The organism is Streptomyces sp. NPDC048506 (assembly GCF_040651315.1).
Classification (GTDB): Bacteria; Actinomycetota; Actinomycetes; order Streptomycetales; family Streptomycetaceae; genus Streptomyces.
This window is the reverse complement of sequence record NZ_JBEZIX010000019.1, coordinates 121,311-137,054: the sequence shown is the minus strand read 5'-3', so window position 1 is coordinate 137,054 and position 15,744 is coordinate 121,311. Positions and strand designations below refer to the sequence as shown.

General features: G+C 71.4%; 14 protein-coding genes, 1 pseudogene and 1 riboswitch. Of the genes and pseudogenes, 3 read left to right on the top strand and 12 right to left on the bottom strand.

Annotation, left to right across the window (positions count from 1 at the left end; genetic code table 11):
- Nucleotides 1-17 precede the first annotated feature (17 nt).
- The gene (locus AB0C96_RS17905) at nt 18-857 is read right to left on the bottom strand and encodes a sulfurtransferase (protein ID WP_362918450.1); all 840 of its coding nucleotides are present in this window, start codon (nt 855-857) and stop codon (nt 18-20) included.
- 262 nt (nt 858-1,119) lie between these two features.
- Here AB0C96_RS17905 and AB0C96_RS17900 point away from each other — a divergent pair, with 262 nt between their 5' ends.
- Entirely contained in the window at nt 1,120-1,920 is an 801-nt protein-coding gene (locus AB0C96_RS17900; RefSeq protein ID WP_362918448.1) for a VOC family protein, read from the top strand.
- Between the two features lie 184 nt (nt 1,921-2,104).
- Here the strand turns inward: AB0C96_RS17900 and AB0C96_RS17895 are convergent, their stop codons facing one another.
- Nucleotides 2,105-2,749: a ScbR family autoregulator-binding transcription factor gene (locus AB0C96_RS17895; RefSeq protein ID WP_362918446.1), complete on the bottom strand. Its 645-nt coding sequence runs from the start codon at nt 2,747-2,749 to the stop codon at nt 2,105-2,107.
- Nucleotides 2,750-2,937: 188 nt separating this feature from the next.
- Here AB0C96_RS17895 and AB0C96_RS17890 point away from each other — a divergent pair, with 188 nt between their 5' ends.
- A complete protein-coding gene (locus tag AB0C96_RS17890; protein WP_362918504.1) occupies nt 2,938-3,852 on the top strand; it encodes a ScbA/BarX family gamma-butyrolactone biosynthesis protein in 915 nt (304 codons plus the stop codon).
- Here AB0C96_RS17890 and AB0C96_RS17885 read toward each other — a convergent pair.
- The 8 genes and pseudogenes from AB0C96_RS17885 to AB0C96_RS17850 all read right to left on the bottom strand — a co-directional run bounded on the left by AB0C96_RS17885 (nt 3,846) and on the right by AB0C96_RS17850 (nt 12,906).
- Nucleotides 3,846-4,610, bottom strand: coding sequence for an SDR family oxidoreductase (locus tag AB0C96_RS17885; protein ID WP_362918444.1), 765 nt, complete (start codon nt 4,608-4,610; stop codon nt 3,846-3,848). The two genes, AB0C96_RS17890 and AB0C96_RS17885, sit on opposite strands and share 7 nt — an antisense overlap.
- A complete protein-coding gene (locus AB0C96_RS17880; protein WP_362918443.1) occupies nt 4,607-4,996 on the bottom strand; it encodes a TetR family transcriptional regulator in 390 nt (129 codons plus the stop codon). Before AB0C96_RS17880 ends, AB0C96_RS17885 begins: the two co-directional genes overlap by 4 nt.
- Nucleotides 4,997-5,158: 162 nt before the next feature.
- Nucleotides 5,159-5,602 (bottom strand): annotated as a pseudogene (locus AB0C96_RS17875) (thymidine kinase); the annotation flags it as partial.
- Between the two features lie 502 nt (nt 5,603-6,104).
- Entirely contained in the window at nt 6,105-6,725 is a 621-nt protein-coding gene (locus AB0C96_RS17870) for a VC0807 family protein (RefSeq protein WP_362918442.1), read from the bottom strand.
- A gap of 496 nt (nt 6,726-7,221) precedes the next feature.
- Entirely contained in the window at nt 7,222-7,872 is a 651-nt protein-coding gene (locus AB0C96_RS17865) for a thymidine kinase (RefSeq protein ID WP_362918440.1), read from the bottom strand.
- Between the two features lie 155 nt (nt 7,873-8,027).
- On the bottom strand, nt 8,028-9,218 hold the full coding sequence (locus AB0C96_RS17860) for a nucleotide pyrophosphatase/phosphodiesterase family protein (RefSeq protein ID WP_362918438.1): 1,191 nt from the start codon (nt 9,216-9,218) through the stop codon (nt 8,028-8,030).
- On the bottom strand, nt 9,218-9,808 hold the full coding sequence (locus tag AB0C96_RS17855) for a DUF5998 family protein (RefSeq protein ID WP_362918436.1): 591 nt from the start codon (nt 9,806-9,808) through the stop codon (nt 9,218-9,220). Before AB0C96_RS17855 ends, AB0C96_RS17860 begins: the two co-directional genes overlap by 1 nt.
- A gap of 59 nt (nt 9,809-9,867) precedes the next feature.
- Nucleotides 9,868-12,906 carry a GNAT family N-acetyltransferase gene (locus AB0C96_RS17850; protein ID WP_362918434.1) on the bottom strand — a complete coding sequence of 1,013 codons (3,039 nt, stop codon included), beginning with the start codon at nt 12,904-12,906 and terminating at the stop codon, nt 9,868-9,870.
- Between the two features lie 137 nt (nt 12,907-13,043).
- On the opposite strand from AB0C96_RS17850, the gene AB0C96_RS17845 reads away from it, so the two are divergent.
- Nucleotides 13,044-13,325, top strand: a complete 282-nt coding sequence (locus tag AB0C96_RS17845; RefSeq protein WP_362918432.1) for an HPr family phosphocarrier protein — start codon at nt 13,044-13,046, stop codon at nt 13,323-13,325.
- A gap of 388 nt (nt 13,326-13,713) precedes the next feature.
- On the opposite strand, the gene AB0C96_RS17840 is transcribed toward AB0C96_RS17845, so the two are convergent.
- Both AB0C96_RS17840 and AB0C96_RS17835 read right to left on the bottom strand, forming a co-directional pair.
- Nucleotides 13,714-14,406, bottom strand: coding sequence for a GntR family transcriptional regulator (locus AB0C96_RS17840; RefSeq protein ID WP_362918430.1), 693 nt, complete (start codon nt 14,404-14,406; stop codon nt 13,714-13,716).
- A gap of 173 nt (nt 14,407-14,579) precedes the next feature.
- Nucleotides 14,580-15,380 (bottom strand): M23 family metallopeptidase, encoded by an 801-nt coding sequence (locus AB0C96_RS17835; protein ID WP_362918428.1) that lies wholly within the window; start codon nt 15,378-15,380, stop codon nt 14,580-14,582.
- 12 nt (nt 15,381-15,392) lie between these two features.
- Nucleotides 15,393-15,549, bottom strand: a riboswitch (cyclic di-AMP (ydaO/yuaA leader).
- Nucleotides 15,550-15,744 lie beyond the last annotated feature (195 nt).

Genomic DNA, 15,744 nt, shown 5'->3' with positions numbered 1-15,744 from the left:
AGCGCCCCGGCGGGGGCTCAGCCGGGCTGCGGACCGGTGGCCACGGGGCGGGAGGGGTCGGCGGACCATTCGCTCCAGGAGCCGACGTACAGCGCGGCGGGGACACCGGCGACCGCGAGGGCCAGCACCTGGTGGGCCGCGGAGACGCCGGAGCCGCAGTAGACGCCGACCTCGGCGTCCGGCGTGGCGCCCACCGCGGCGAACCGCTCGGCCAACTCGGACGCGGCGCGGAAGACCGTACCGCCCTCGGCGACGTTCTCGGTCGTCGGCGCGGACACCGCGCCCGGGATGTGGCCGGCGACCCGGTCGATGGGCTCGACCTCGCCGCGGTAGCGCTCGCCGGCCCGCGCGTCCAGCAGGACACCGCGGCGGGCCAGGGCGGCCGCGTCGTCCGCCGTCAGCAGCGGCAGCGCGCCGGGCGCGGGCGTGAAGTCACCCGGGGGCGGAGTCGGTTGAGCGGTGCTCAGGGTGCCGCCGGACGCCCGCCAGGCGGCGAGACCGCCGTCCAGCACGCGCACATCGGGGTGACCGCTCCAGCACAGCAGCCACCAGGCACGGGCGGCCGCCCAGCCCTGGCCGCCGTCGTAGACGACCACCGGGCGGTCCGCGCGGACGCCGGCGGTCCGCATGGCCTTCGCGAAGACGTCGAGGTCGGGCAGCGGGTGGCGGCCGGCCGGTCCGGGCGACCCGGCCAGCTCGTCGTCGAGGTCGACGTAGACCGCGCCGGGCAGGTGGCCGGCGGCGTACTCCGGGCGACCGGGCGGTCCACCGAGCTGGTACCGCACGTCCAGGAGCACCGGAGGGGCGGGCTTCGCCAACTCGCTCGCGAGTTCGGTAGCGGTGATGATGGCATTCATGGGACTCATCCTTGCGTAGCGACGACTACGTACAGAAGGCGGGTGCCCACCCTCCGTATGACGCAGTTACGTACCGAGGTAACGGCGCTGAAACGGATGGGCAACATCAAATCGGGCATTCTCCCTCGCGGACGCGCCGCGGACGGCGCGGCCGGGGCGCACACCAGGTGACAGGGTGCGAGCATCGGGCTCGGGACCCGCGCCCGTACCGCACGTTTTCCGCACATGGTCAGCACACCGACGCTCCGAGGAGAGAGTGACAATGACGACCGAGGCCGCGACTCGGCGGATGCCCGGCGCCCCCTGCTGGGTGAGCCTCCTGGCCCACAGCCTGCCCACGACGCAGGAGTTCTACGGGGCGCTGTTCGGCTGGGAGTTCCGCCCGGGACCGCAGCACTTCGGTCCGTACGCCCGGGCCTTCCTGGACGGTCGGGAGGTCGCCGGGGTCGGCGAGCTGGCGCCCGACCGGAACCTCCCGGTCGCCTGGACCACCTATCTGGCCAGCGACGACGCGGATGTGACCGCGGAGCAGATCCGGTGCTGCGGAGGGACGGTGGGCGTCGGACCGCTGGACGCGGACGACGACGCGGGACGGATGGCGATCGCCTCCGACCCCCAGGGTGCGATCTTCGGCATCTGGCAGGGCAGGACGATGATGGGCACCGCGGTCACCGGCGAGCCGGGCACCCCGGTGTGGAACGAGCTGGTCACCCAGGACACCGCCTCCGTCGGCCCCTTCTACGAGCACGTCTTCGGCTTCGAGACCGAACGCCCGACCCCGGCCGACGCGGCAGCCTCGGCGGACCCGGACGTCGACTACCTGACGCTGCACCTCAAGGGCCATGCGGTGGCCGGCATCCACGGCGTGGGCAACGCCCCGCTGCGCGACCGCGGGCCCCACTGGATGACGTACTTCGCCGTCCCGCACACCGATGCGGCCGTCCGTCGCGTCACCGAACTCGGCGGCCACACCCTGACGCCCGCCCACGACTCTCCCCACGGCCGCCGGGCGACGGTCTCCGACACCGAAGGTGCGGTGTTCACCATCGTCGAGCAGAGCTGAACCGGGACCGTGGGGAGTTCCGTCGGGGAGGGCAATTCGACTGCGGTCGATTCCTCGGCGGGCCAGCAATGGCGTTACCGAGAATACGCGCCTTTCGGAACATCCACGCCGATATTGGGCTATCCAACTGCGTACGGTAAATAGGCAGAGAAAAGGAAACCAACCGACTGGTTTGTCGCTCGCCTCAAGAAACCGCCGTGGAGTAATGCGTACCGAGGAGTCGCTCGGCCCGGAAGGGTGAGGTGTCCAGCCTCGCCAGAACTCCGGGAACGGCGACATTGGGCAGGATGAACTCCAGCAGCCGGGAGATTTCACTGGAGAGGTCGGGCGGCTGCGGCATGGCCTCGGCAACGAGCTGGACGCCGGTCCAGGCACCGACGAACAACCGGGCGGTATCGGTCGGATCGACGTGCGGCAACAGCTCGCCGCGCTCCTTGGCCTCGACGAGCACCTCGCTGCCCAGCATGATCCAGTCCGGCCAGCGGGTGCCGAACAGGCTGCGCGCCTTGGTGTCGACGGACAGCCGGATGCAAGCACTGAGCAGCGGCTCTCTGGGCAGCCGATAGGCCAGCAGCAGCGCGATGTCCGCCCACTCCTGGAGCTTCAGGGGCTGCGGCACCAGGCCCTCCGTGGTGATCGCCTCGGCGAGCACCCCGCGCGCCAGCTCCTCCTTCGAGGTGAAGTGGAAGTACAGGGCCCCTCGGGTGAGTTGGGCGCGTTCGATGATGGTGGCGATCGTGGCAGCCTCATAGCCGTACTCGTTGAAGATCTCCGCAGCGGCCTCCAGACAGGCCCTGCGCGTCCGGATCGCCCGTTCCTGTTTCGCCAACTCACATCTCCCGTGACCAGTCATTACTTCTGCAATTGAAAAAGACCGCGGACCCGGTATTTTATCAGTGTCAACTTCTTCAGCCGCGCCGCATCCAGGGGCACTTGATGACCGAAGCCGCTGCTCGCATACGTACGTCGCAACATGACCGCGGGTCCCCGCCCAGGTCAGCGGGCTCTTCCGGTGTCCTGCCCGGAACGGCGTCCGGGATTCCTACTGAATACGCTCACCTCAAGCACGCGGACAGAGTCTTCATCACCGGCTGGAATCGTCGCGGATCCGGCGCGTTTTCGCTCACCGCCCAGTGGCCGGCGACGCGCGGTGGGCGGCAGTGCGACCCCCGGGTGCTCACCCAGACGTTCCGGCAGAGCGGTCTGGTGATCGCCCACGCCGAGTACGGCGTGCCCCTGTCCCACCAGATGTTGTTGCACGACCTCAACCTCACCGTCAATCCGGAATTCCGACTCCCGGCCAACCAGCCCGTGACCCTGGACATCGATGTCACGGTCGCGGAGAGGAGGCGCAGCAAGCGCAGCGTCAGCGCCCTGGACATGACCGTCTTCATCTTCCAGGGCGGGACCACCGTGGCTCGGGCGGAGTCGGAGTTCGTATGGTCCTCGCCCGCGGCCTACCAGCGGCTGCGCGGCGAACGCCTCGGCGTGGACTGGGGCAGCTGGCCGCTCCCCGCACCGGTCGCCCCCGAACTGGTCGGGCGGTCCAGCACGGCCGACGTGGTGCTCGCGGCGAGCGGCCATCCGCGCCGCTGGCAGCTGCGCAACGACACCGGCAACACCCTGCTCTTCGACCACCCCGTCGACCACGTACCGGGCCTGGCCCTGTTGGAGGCCGCCTATCAGGCCGCACACGCCACGTTCGCGCCCGTCGGCTTCGACCCCGCGACCATCACCAGTAGCTACGCGCGTTACGTCGAGTTCGACGAGCCGTGCTGGATCGAGGCGGAGTTGCTGCCCCGTGCCGAGGCCGGCCCGCTCGCCGTCGAGGTCACCGGAACCCAGGGCGGGCGGACGGTCTTCCGGGCCGGACTGAGCGGGGCACCCCGCCCGGCGCCGGTCCGACCCGAACGGGCCCCGGAGGGTCACTGATTGACCAGTCCTCCGTCCACCGGCACCACCGTGCCGGTCAGGAACGGGCAGCGGTCGCTGAGCAGCCAGGCCGCGGCGGCCGCGATCTCCTCGGGGGCCGCCGTACGGCCCTGTGGCGTGAGTGAGTTGGCCATGTCCTCCAGCCCCGGATTGCGCGCGAACCAGTCGGCGGTGATCTCACTGCGCGTGGTGCCGGGCGCCACCGCGTTGACCCTGATGCCCTGGCGGGCGTACTCGTCCGCCGCCGCCCGGGTGAGGCCGACGACCGCGTGCTTGGACGCGATGTAGGGCGCCGCGGCCGGAATCGCGATCAGGCCGGCCACGCTGCTGTTGTTGACGATGGTGCCGGCGCCGTGCGGCAACATGGCGGCGATCTCGTACCGGAGGCAGTTCCACACCCCGCGCACATTGGTGTCCATGACGGTGTCGTAGACCTCGTCGGACATCAGGTGCAGCGGGGTACGGTCGCCGCCGATCCCCGCGTTGTTGAACGCCGCGTCCAGCCGCCCATAGGTGCGCACCGCGACGTCCACGGCCCGGGCGGCGTCCTCGGCCACGGCCACGTCGGCCACCGCGTACGTCGCCTCCGCGCCGTTGTCCCGCAACTCGCGCACCAGAGCGTCCAGCCGGTCCTCCCGGCGGGCGGCCAGCACCACACTCGCGCCCTCGTCACAGAACAACCGCGCGGCCGCCGCGCCGATACCGCTGCTCGCCCCGGTGATCAGGACGACCTTCCCGGAGAGGAGATCACTACTCATGGCACGATTCTGGCAGGGCGGGCCCCGGCCGGGCGCACACGGCCCGGGCGTCCGGTGACCGCTCCCGTCCGACCCGCGGCCCCTCGGCCGAGAGCCGGGGCAGCATCAGCGTCCAGAACCGGGTGACCGCACGGCTGCAACGCCGCGTCGTGGCCGGGCGGTTGACGTCCGATGATGCGGTGCAGGGTCTGTATGGCGGCGGACTCCACCTCCTCACCGAGCGCCCTCTTGTTGCCGAGGTGGAAGTGCAGCGCACCGCTGCTGACACCGGCCGCGGCGCTGATCTCGGCGAGCGAGGCGTGCCCGAAGCCGACCCGGTCGAACGCCTCGGCGGCGGAACGGATCAGCTCCTGGCGTGTGCGCACCGCACGGTCCTGCTTGGCCATCGTGTGGCTCCGAAGGGTGGTCAACGGCTTGTCGGTGCAGGGGAGATACCCGCAGTACGACCGAGGTAACAAACCGGACGCGTGGTTTGAGAAATCGGACGGGTGGACGTCCATCCGTATCTTCCCTTCCGGTGGGACGTCCCACCGACCGGTGCCAGGCACTCACACGGGCGTCTCGGGCGGGACCGGCAGGACGTCCGGCGACAGCACACCGGCGCGGGCCGTGCCGCTGGTCATCCGGCGCCGGTGGTGGCGTCGGCACAGCACCTCGTACCCCACGTCCCCCTTCGCCTGGTTGACGTCGCCGACCACGACCTGAGCGCCCTCGACCACCATGTCCCCGCCCACCGTACGGGCGTTGTGGGTGGCCCGGGCGCCGCACCAGCAGAGCGCCTCGACCTGTAACGACTCCACCCGGTCGGCCAGGAGATGCTCGACAAGGTAGCCGTACAGGTCCATCCCCTCGTCGGCCTCGATCGCGTCGGTGACCAGGCCCAGCCGGGACGAGAGCCGGCCCTCGCCCGCCCGGTCGTCACGAGTGAAGATCACTCCCTGTAGCCCGCGAGCGGAGCGGTTGTGCCCGATCTGTAGGGCCGGGGTGCTTTTGCTTGGCTATCCACCACGCACGTTGAGTGTCGCCACATGGCAGTACGCGATATCGGATCGCTGCGACTGTCCGTCGAAACTGACGACTCAGCCTCCATCCCCCGCCAGCGGGACCACATCCAGTGCTGGGGGGACGCACCCGGACGGGACGCCGAGGTCGTTGCCTGGACTATCGATACGGATGTATCCGGCGGCCTGCATCCCAGGTGAAGCCACCGCGGCCCCGTGCACCGGCCACGAGTTCCGCGGCCCCAGCGACCGCGGCGTCGCCATCCGGCAGCAACTCCTGGAGATGCCCGCCCCGTTGTCGCGGATGCTCTCGGCCACCACGACCGCCCGACTCCTCAAAGAGACCAGTGGGACCTGGAGTCGATACGCCCTGGAGATCACGGAAAGTTACTTCCAGGCTCAGCGGTCCATCAGCACGCGACAGTTGCATACGAGCCCCCACCAGTACCAAGGTCGAAAGAGCAACGGCCCGATTCCCACCCTCAGCAAAGCGCTACTTGCCACTAGCCGCAGCAGCGTGTTCCTCACCCCTGCGCCGGGCCTGCTTGCCGTACCTCACCGTCCACACCACGAGGCCCCCGAGCACGCCGTAGATCAGAATCGGGCTCAGGGTCACCATGGTGTCGGTGTTCAGCATGGAGGCCAGCACGATCCGGACCGCTGCCTCCAGGCAGTAGGCCACGCCCCAGACCGTCGTCATCGTCCGCACGGTCCTGCGGAAGCCTTCGAACTGCCACAGGCCGTTCCACCACGCGGTGCTCGCAGCGGTGCCGTCGGTGGCGAACTTGCGGCCGAAGTAGAACATCAGGGGGCGCGGCGCCAGCAGCGTCGCCAGGCACAGCAGCCCGAACAAACCCGTGACGGCCGAGTCCTTGACCAGCAGCGCCAGGGCCGAGTGGGGGCCGACGAGCGTCACCACAGCGGTGATCACCAAAAACACCAGGGTCACGATGGCAAACTCGTCGAGACGGCGTCGCCACACAATGTGGACGGCGCTGTCGAGAACCGGCCAGACACCGCTTGCCAGCAGCGCCGCGAACTCGCTCCAGCCCTGATCGTGCAAGGCGTTGTACGTGATGATCGGGGCGGCCACGTTGAGCGCGAGGGTGAGCACCCAGCCGCCGATTGCGGCGCCTTGGGACCGGGCGGGTGGGCCCGGGCGCTCATCGGCCGGTGTTGCTCGCGTCTCCGGTGCGCTCGGTCTGTCTGCTCCGGTCGTGTTGTCGTGAGCGAGCACGGTCCCCCCTGAAAGTTCCTGGCGTATGCGGCCCGGGGAACGCAAAACAGGCGCACTGCAGGAGACAGGCTCCCCAGACCACGCGTCAGTCCCCCCCGTAAGGCGTGATCATGCATGACCGAAAACCGTCTGCGCAACTGGTCCTTGAGACTGTGTCCCACGCGGTGAAGCGGATCAGTCATCTGTGGCAGCAGAGGGGTGCGGCGAGCGGGAGAAAGGCCAGGCAGTCGCGGGGGACTCGTTCATAGCGGGGATGAGCCTGGGGGCCCGGACAGCCAAGCGACGGTGCATTCGACGACGCAGGGGCGCTGTCCCATTGATGGCTGGTATCCGTGTCCCTATCAAGGACTCGAACCTGCGGCCAATGCGACGGTCAACCCGACGTCACCGGCAACACGTCAGGCGACAGCGCCGCCGCTCGCGCCGTCGCGCTCGTCACCCGCTTGCGATGATGACGGCGGCACAGGACCTCGTACCCGACGGCCTCCGTGGCCCCACGCACATCTCCCACCACGACCTGTTCGCCCTCGACGACCATCTCGCCGTCCACCGTGCGAGCGTTGTGCGTGGCTCGTGCCCCGCACCAGCACATCGCCTCGACCTGGAGCGTCTCGATCCGGTCCGCCAGCTCGATCAGCCGTTGCGAACCGGGGAACAACTTGGTCCGGAAGTCCGTGGTGATACCGAACGCGAAGGCATCGAGATCCAGATCATCCACGATCCGGGCCAGCTGGTCGATCTGCTCCGGGGACAGGAACTGAGCCTCGTCCACGATGACGTAGTCCACCTTGCCGCCCCGCGACATGCGCTCCACCACAAACGCGTACAGATCCATCCCGGGGGCTGCCTCCACCGCGTCGGTCACCAACCCCAGGCGCGACGACAGCTTGCCGGCTCCCGCACGATCCTCCCGTGTGAAGATCACGCCCTGAAGCCCACGAGCCGACCGGTTGTGCGCAATTTGTAGCGCCAGGGTGCTCTTCCCGCAGTCCATGGTTCCCGAGAAAAATACCAATTCGGACATGGGAGTGGGGATGGCCTTTCACGTCGGGGGGAGCGGCGGCGTCCGCGAGCAGGGTCTTGCCGGGCGCTGCGCGCCACGGCCGGGGACCATCACCGGATGTGGTGGTGGTTCGGTGGGGTGCGGTGGAGGTTCGCTGGGTGTGCGGTGGGCCTCGGTCAGGTGCGGACTTCCAGGAGCGGCACCAGTTGCTCCATGGGGGTCATCGAGCCGTGCATCCCGACCATCTCCGATTCCCGGGGCTCTCGTTCGGTCGCGATGATCACCATGTCGGCGTGCGCGGCCGCCACCACATCGCCGATCCGGGCCCGGACCCGGTCGTCGACGCGCGGCCCGAACCACCCTGCGGCGATGGCCTCTTCGCGGCTGGCGACCCACATCTGGTCGCCGACCACCTCCTGCCACACGGCCAGCACATCGGCGGCCGCGCCGTGGTGGGCGTACACGTGTCGGGCCCGGCCCTCGCCGCCCAACAGGCGGACACCGGCGCGCAACTCCCAGTCCTCGTCGAAGTCGATCCGGGACTCGGGGTCGAAAGGGATGTCGATCATGCCGTGGTCGGCGGTGACGTAGAGGGCGCTGCGGGGCGGGAGTTGCTCGGCCAGCCGCTGCGCGAGCCGGTCGACGTACATCAACTGGCCGCGCCAGGCATCGGAGTTGACGCCGTAGCGGTGCCCCTTGCCGTCGACCTCGGAGTAGTACGTGTAGACCAGCGAGCGGTCGCCGGCGGCGAGCTGCTCCGCGGCGAGGTCCATCCGCTCCTCGCCGGAGAGCCGACCGTGGAAGGTGCCGCCGCTGAGCGCGATCTTGGTGAGCGGGGTGTGCTCGAAGTTCGGCGCGGAGACCTGGCAGGTGTGGATCCCGGCGGCGTCCGCGAGCTGGAAGACCGTCGGGTGCGGCTGCCAGGCGTACGGGTCGGTCCACGGGTACCAGCGGAGCTGGTTCATCAGCGCGCCGGTGGCCGGATCCTCGCAGGTGTAACCGGGCAGGCCGTGGGCGCCCGGCGGCAGACCGGTGCCGACCGAGGCGAGCGAGGTGGCCGTCGTGGAGGGGAAGCCCGCGGTGAGCGGGGCGCCCGTGCCGTTGCACGACGTTCCCAGGAGCGAGGTGAGGAACGGCGCCTCCTCCGGGTGGGCACGCAGCAGCTCCCAGCCGAGGCCGTCGATCAGGAAGACGCAGACCCGGTCGGCGGGGGCCAGCTCCAACCCCGTGGCGAGGCCGGCGACACCGAGGCCCGCGGCGACGGTGGGCAGCAGATCGGAGAGCGCACCGGTGCCGTACCGGGGCACCGGGGCGCCGAGCGGGTCGAGGCGTTCGGGTTCCGGCCAAGCGGGGGCGATGTCGACCATCAGCGGGGGGTGGTGGCCGCGGTGGCTTCGGAGAGCGCCTGCGCGAAGGCGAGCGTCTCGCGCACCGAGTCCGGTCCGTCGCCGGCCTCGCTGACCCGCAGCGAGAGGTCGTCGGCGGTGGAGGAGCCGGTGTAGCCGTGGTCCGCCTCGCAGTTGGGGTCACCGCAGGCGGCGGGCTCCAGGTCCAGCCGGGCGACCGCGCCCCAGCCGATGGTGAGCACGACCTCGCGGGGCAGCTGGCCCGGGGTGTACGACTCGGGGTTGGCGACGACCCGGCTGAGCACCACGGAGGAGATCCGGCCCAGCTTGACGGACTCGGTCGAGGTGGTGGCGTACGGCGACGGGGAGGTGGCGTCGGCGGCCTGCTCGTCGGTGTGGCTGACGATGAAGCGGGTGCCGGTCAGGACCAGGACCGTGACATGGCGGCGGACCTCGTTGGCGTCGAAGGTCGTCTCCTGGTGGACGAGGTACGACACCACCGGCTCGCCGCCCACTGCGGCCTGCACCGCCTCGGCCACGAGCGTCGGGTAATAACCACTGCGCTCGATCGCCGCGCGCAGCCCCTGGGTCGTCGTACCGGTCTTAGCCATGGGGTCCATCCTACGGGGCTTGGCGGGGGGTACGGGCCCAGTGGGGCGGGGCTGGCTCGTCAGTAGGCGGGCAGTCGGCGCGGGCCCAGGTCGGTGGTGACGGGAGCGGGGGCGAGCCGGACGGCGGCGCCCAGGACGGAGAGCCCCTGCGGGGCGACGACGACCGGTTCGAGGTCCACGCCGACCACCTCCGGGTGGTCGGCGACGAGCCGGGAGACCCGCAGCAGCAGCTCGGCCAGCGCGGTGGTGTCGACGGGCTGGGAGCCGCGCCAGCCGAAGAGCAGCGGGGCGGCGCGGATCGAGCGGATCTGCTCGGCCACCTCGCGGTCGGTGGCGGGGATGAGGCGGTGGGCGATGTCGCCGAGCAACTGGGAGGGGGCGCCGGCCAGGCCGAAGGAGAGCACGGCGCCGGCGGCCGGGTCGATGGCGGCGCGGATCACCGTGTCGACGCCGCGCGGGACCATGGACTGGACGACCGGACGCAGCACCTCGGGCGAGCCGAGGAAGTCGGTCAATTCGGCGTACACGCGGCGGAGTTCGGCCTCGCCGGCGATGTCGAGCCGGACCCCGCCGAGGTCGGCGCGGTGCCGGAGGTGGGGGGCGGTGGTCTTGAGGGCCACCGGGTAGCCGAGGCGGGCGGCGGCGCGCACGGCGGTGTCCGGGTCGGGGGCCGGGAGGACGGGGACGGTGTGGATGCCGTAGCGGGCGAGCAGCGCCGCGGCCTCGCCGGGCGGCACCGCGACCGAGCGGCCGGTGGGTGCGTCGGGGCTGAGCCGGTCCAGGAGGCGCTCGATGTCGGCGCCGGCCGCCGCCTCCTGGATGTCCTCGTACTCGGGCACCCGGCCCGGCTCGGCGGCCTCCCGGCGCCAGGCGGCGTACCGCACGGCCTCGGCGAGGGCGCGGACGGCGCGCTCCGCGGCCGGGTACGCGGGGATCCGGAGGGGGGCGCTCCGGCGCCGGAGCGGCACCGCGGCGGCCTCGGCGTCGCGGGCCGGCGGGGCCGGTGCGGCAGCGGCGGTCGGGGGCGGGCCGGGGGGCAGCGGGGGGCGCACGGGGGCCGCGCCGCGCGGCCGGCCGGGCGGCTGCGGCGCGAGCGGCGAGGGCCCGGCGGATCCGGCGGGCGGCTCGGGCGGGCGGTCCGGGGGCGGCGCGAGCGGGCCAACGGTCGACTCTGGCTCGGCGGCCGGTGCCGGTGCCGGTGCCGGTGCCGGTGCCGGTGCCGCCAGCGTGCTGGCGAGGTCGTCCATCGCGAGGTGGACGACCGTCACCGGCTTGTGCGGATGGGCCTCGGCCGCGCCGCGCAGGGCGGCGGCGAGCGCGGTGCCCTCGCCGCTGCCCGGGGTGGCGCCGTCCTGCTCGCCCACCCACGGGATGGCCGTGACGATCACCGCGTCGCAGCCGTCGCCGGACAGCGTCTCGGCGAGCGCGGCGCGGAAGTCGTCCGGCGTGGCCGCGGAGGCCAGGACCCGGGGGCGCAGCGGGCGCAGCCCCTCGGTCAGACAGGCGTCGTACGCGAGCAGCGCCAGCGCCTCGGAGTTGCCGAGGATCGCGATGCGCGGGCCGGCCGGCAGCGGCTGGGAGGCCAGCAACAGCCCGGCGTCGATCAGCTCGGTGACGGTGTCGACGCGGATCACTCCGGCCTGCCGCATCAGCGCGGCGACCGTGCTGTCCGGGACGCGGACCGTCGGCACGGCGTGCCCGGGCGGTGCGGTGCCGTTGTGCCGGGCGCCCTTGGCGACCACGACAGGCTTGACCGCGGCGGTGCGCCGGGCGAGCCGGGCGAACTTGCGCGGGTTCCCGATGGACTCCAGGTAGAGGATCACGACGTCGGTGTCCGGGTCGTCGTACCAGTACTGGAGCAGGTCGTTTCCGGAGACGTCGGCGCGGTTGCCGGCCGAGACGAAGGCCGAGACACCGGCGATCCCGCCGTCGCCGGGGCCGCGTGCGTGCAGTCCGCTGAGCAGCGCGATGCCGATGGCGCCGGACTGGGTGAACAGACCGATGTGGCCGGCGCCCGGCATCCGCGGGGCGAGGGAGGCGTTCAGCCGGACCGCGGCGGCGGTGTTGATCACGCCGAAGGCGTTCGGCCCGATGAGCCGCATGCCGTACGAACGGGCCTGGCGGAGCAGGGCGCGCTGCCGCTCACGGCCCTCCGGACCCGCCTCGGCGTAGCCGGAGGAGAGGATCAGCACGCCCTGGACGCCGTGTTCGCCGCAGTCGCGGACCACGTCGGGGACGCTGTCCGAGGGGACCGCGATGACCGCGAGGTCGACCGGATCGGGGATCTCCCCGAGCGCGCGGACGGCCGGCACCCCTTCCGGCTCCAGCCGCCGCAGGTCTTGCGGGAAGGCGTGGTTAACCGCGTGCACCCGGCCCGTGAAGCCGGAGTCGAGGACATTGCGCAGTGCGGTGCGGCCGATACCGCCGGGGGCGCGGCCGGTCCCGATGACGGCGACGGAGCCGGGGGCGAGCAGCCGCTGCACGGAGCGGGCCTCGGCGCGCTGCTCGCGGCCGCGCATCACGGCCATGGACTGCTCGGTGGGCTCCAGGTCGAACTCCAGCCGGACCACGCCGTCCTCGAAGGTGCGCTGCTGGGTGTAGCCGGCGTCCGTGAACACCTTGATCATCTTGGAGTTCGCGGGCAGCACCTCGGCGGCGAACCGTCGGATGCCGCGCTCGCGGGCGACGGCTGCGATGTGCTCCAGGAGGGCGGAGGCGACCCCGCGGCCCTGATGGGCGTCCTGGACGAGGAAGGCCACCTCGGCCTGGTCGTCGTCGGGGCTCTTGGCGGGCAGCCCCTGGTCGTTGATCCGGTCGTAGCGGACGGTGGCGATGAACTCTCCGCCGACGGTGGCGGCGAGCCCGACCCGGTCGACGTAGTCGTGATGGGTGAAGCGGTGCACATCGCGGTCGGACAGCCGCGGGTAGGGCGCGAAGAAGCGGTAGTACTTCGACTCGTCCGAGACCTGTTCGTAGAACGAGACCAGCCGCTCGGCGTCGTCGGGGGTGATGGGACGGATCCGCGCCGTGCCGCCGTCGCGCAGCACCACGTCGGCCTCCCAGTGCGACGGGTATGCGTGGTCCGACGGCTTCTGCATGCGGACAGCGTACGACCGGACACCGACAATCAGCCCCGTCCACGTACGCTCGGGAGCAGCACGGCGGACTGGCGGACCACTCCCGACAGCGTGCAAGAATGGTCTAGACAACAGTCACGACTTTGAAGGGCAACACCATGGCTGAGCGCCGCGTCACTGTCGGTTGGGCCGAGGGCCTGCACGCCCGCCCCGCGTCGATCTTCGTCCGTGCGGCCACCGCCTCCGGCGTCCCGATGACGATCGCCAAGGCCGATGGCAACCCCGTCAACGCCGCCTCCATGCTCGCGGTCCTGGGTCTGGGCGCCCAGGGCGGCGAGGAGATCGTGCTGGCCTCGGACGCCGACGGCGCCGAGGCGGCCCTCGACCGCCTGGCGAAGCTGGTGGCCGAGGGTCTTGAGGAGCTCCCCGAGACCGTCTGACTTCCCCACCGGGCCCGCCAGGGCCCGGGCAGCGTGCGGCGGCCCCGCCGCGGCGACCGACCCCGGTCCGCCGCGGCGGGGCCGTCCGCGTACTGCGCCCGCGCTCCCCCGCCGCCGCCCTCCCGCTCCGGGCCGCGCCGCGCTGCGCTGCGCCCATTGGGAATCCCCGGACCGGCTGCACGGCCCGCACGGCCCGCACGGCCCGCACGCGAAGGATTGTGTCCGAATTTCTGGGGCCGCCGCGGGGAATTCCTTATTTCCGGCGCCGAGAAATGGGCAGGCCGAATTCTGACCGGAGTCGGAACACGCGCCGCCCGACCCGATAACGGATATCGCGGGGCGCACCGCGGAATTACCTTCCGGCGTCTCTTTGTATACGCGGTGATTGTTAAGAGCGGGCGCGTGCCGTGTTGACGGGTCGTTTCGGATCCCTCACCTCGGCCGCCGCGGCGGGACGCCGCAGCCGGTACACCGGCCGGGAGCGCTCGATGTGGGCGGCCATCAGGGCACGCGCCCGCTCCCCGTCACCACGGGCCACCGCGTCCAGCACGGCGCCGTGTTCGTCCCACGACTCTCCGGACCGGGCCGGCGGCTCCACCGCGTACATCCACTCGATCTTGCGTCGCAGCTGGGTGAGCAGCGCGGTCAGGCTGGCGCTGCCGGCCGCCTGGGCGAGCGTCTCATGGAACCAGCCGTCCAGTTGACGCAGGTCCGCGGGGTTGCCCTGGCGGGCCCGCTCCCGGCCGAGCCGCACCAGGCCGCGCAGCACCTTCAGATGGGCCGGGCTGCGCCGGGCGGCCGCGCGGGCGGCGCCCAGCGGCTCCAACAGGGCGCGGATGTCGAGGAGATCGGCGGCCTCCTGCTCGGTGGGCTCGGCGACGCAGGCGCCCGCGTGGTGGCGAGTGGTGACGAAGCCCTCGGACTGAAGGGTGCGCAGCGCCTCGCGGACCGGCACCCTGGAGACGCCGTAACGCGCCGCCAGGATCTCCTCGATCAACCGGCTCCCCGGCGCGAGTGCGCCGGAGACGATGTCCTCGCGAATCGCCGTGCACACCGCATGCGCGGAAATATGGCCTCGCATCGTCCGTGCCTCCGCCGTAATCCCCTGGAAACGCCGCCGGTTGGCGACTTTTCCGTGACTCTATTCGACCGGGACGGCTTTTCCGACGGGCTCCGGATATTCATGGATATTTTTTGGCCAGCGGACGATGCGCGATCCCGCGGTGCGGTGTGCCGGTGCGATGACGGAACGGGTCAGACGTTCACGCCGTGCGCGCGCAGATAGGCGATGGGGTCCATGTCCGAGCCGTAGTCGGGCGAGGTGCGGGCCTCGAAGTGCAGGTGCGGACCGGTGACGTTGCCGGTGGCACCGGAGAGGCCGATCTGCTGGCCGGGGGTGACCTGCTGGCCCACCGAGACGCCGATCGACGACAGGTGGCCGTACTGGGTGTACGTACCGTCGTTCATCTTGATCACGATGTTGTTGCCGTACGCACCGCCCCAGCCGGCCTCGACGACGGTGCCCGCGCCGACGGCGTGCACCGAGGTCCCGGAGGCGGCGTGGAAGTCGATGCCGGTGTGGCTGCCCGAGGACCACAGGCTGCTGGAGGCCTTGTAGCCGGTGGAGACGTACGAGTCGGCGATCGGGGCGACGAAGGCGTTGAGGCGCTTGCGCTCGGCGTCGCGGGCGGCGCGCTCCTTGGCCTCGCGCTCGGCCTTGGCCTTCTTCAGCGCCGCCTCGGCGTGCCGCTTGGCCTCGTCGGCCTGCTTCTTGGCGACGGCCTCGGCCTGTGCCTGGACGGCCGCGGCCTCGGCGGCGGCCTGCTGTGCGTCGGCCTGCGCCGAGACGTGGTCGGCGAGCTCGTCGCCGAGCACGACGGCCTGCTGGAGACCGGTGTCCTGGGTGCGCGCCTCGTCCGTGGCGGCCAGTGCCGGGGAGGCCACGGTGGCGACCACGCCGGATGCCGCGAGGGTGGCTATGCCGGCGAGGTGACGGGTCGTGCGAGCGGTACGGCTCGCACGGCGGTGCTTCCCGGTGGCACGGGTGAACGCCATGTGCTGGCTTGTCCTTTCCTTCCTTCTCGCCTACCGGGTTAGCTGACGGGTTCGGAGCAGGAAGGTCTCCTACGGGCTCCTCCGGGGAGGAGTCCGATTCACCCCAAGGGACGGTTGGGTCCCCGGCTCCCCTGGCTCGCGCCGTACGGGGACTCGGCGATGACTGTCCGGTGCCACTGTTGTGGCGGAGTTGTGACGAACAGCCGGACCGACGCTAATCGGGACAACTTTCGATGGGCAAACAGAAGCCGGTTTTTGTGCGGGATCCCACAAGTACTGGCGCCACCAGCCACCTCAAACCGGACATACGACGGCTCCCGTGGTGCTCTGGCACCACGGGAGCCGTAGATGAGGCGCTGACCAT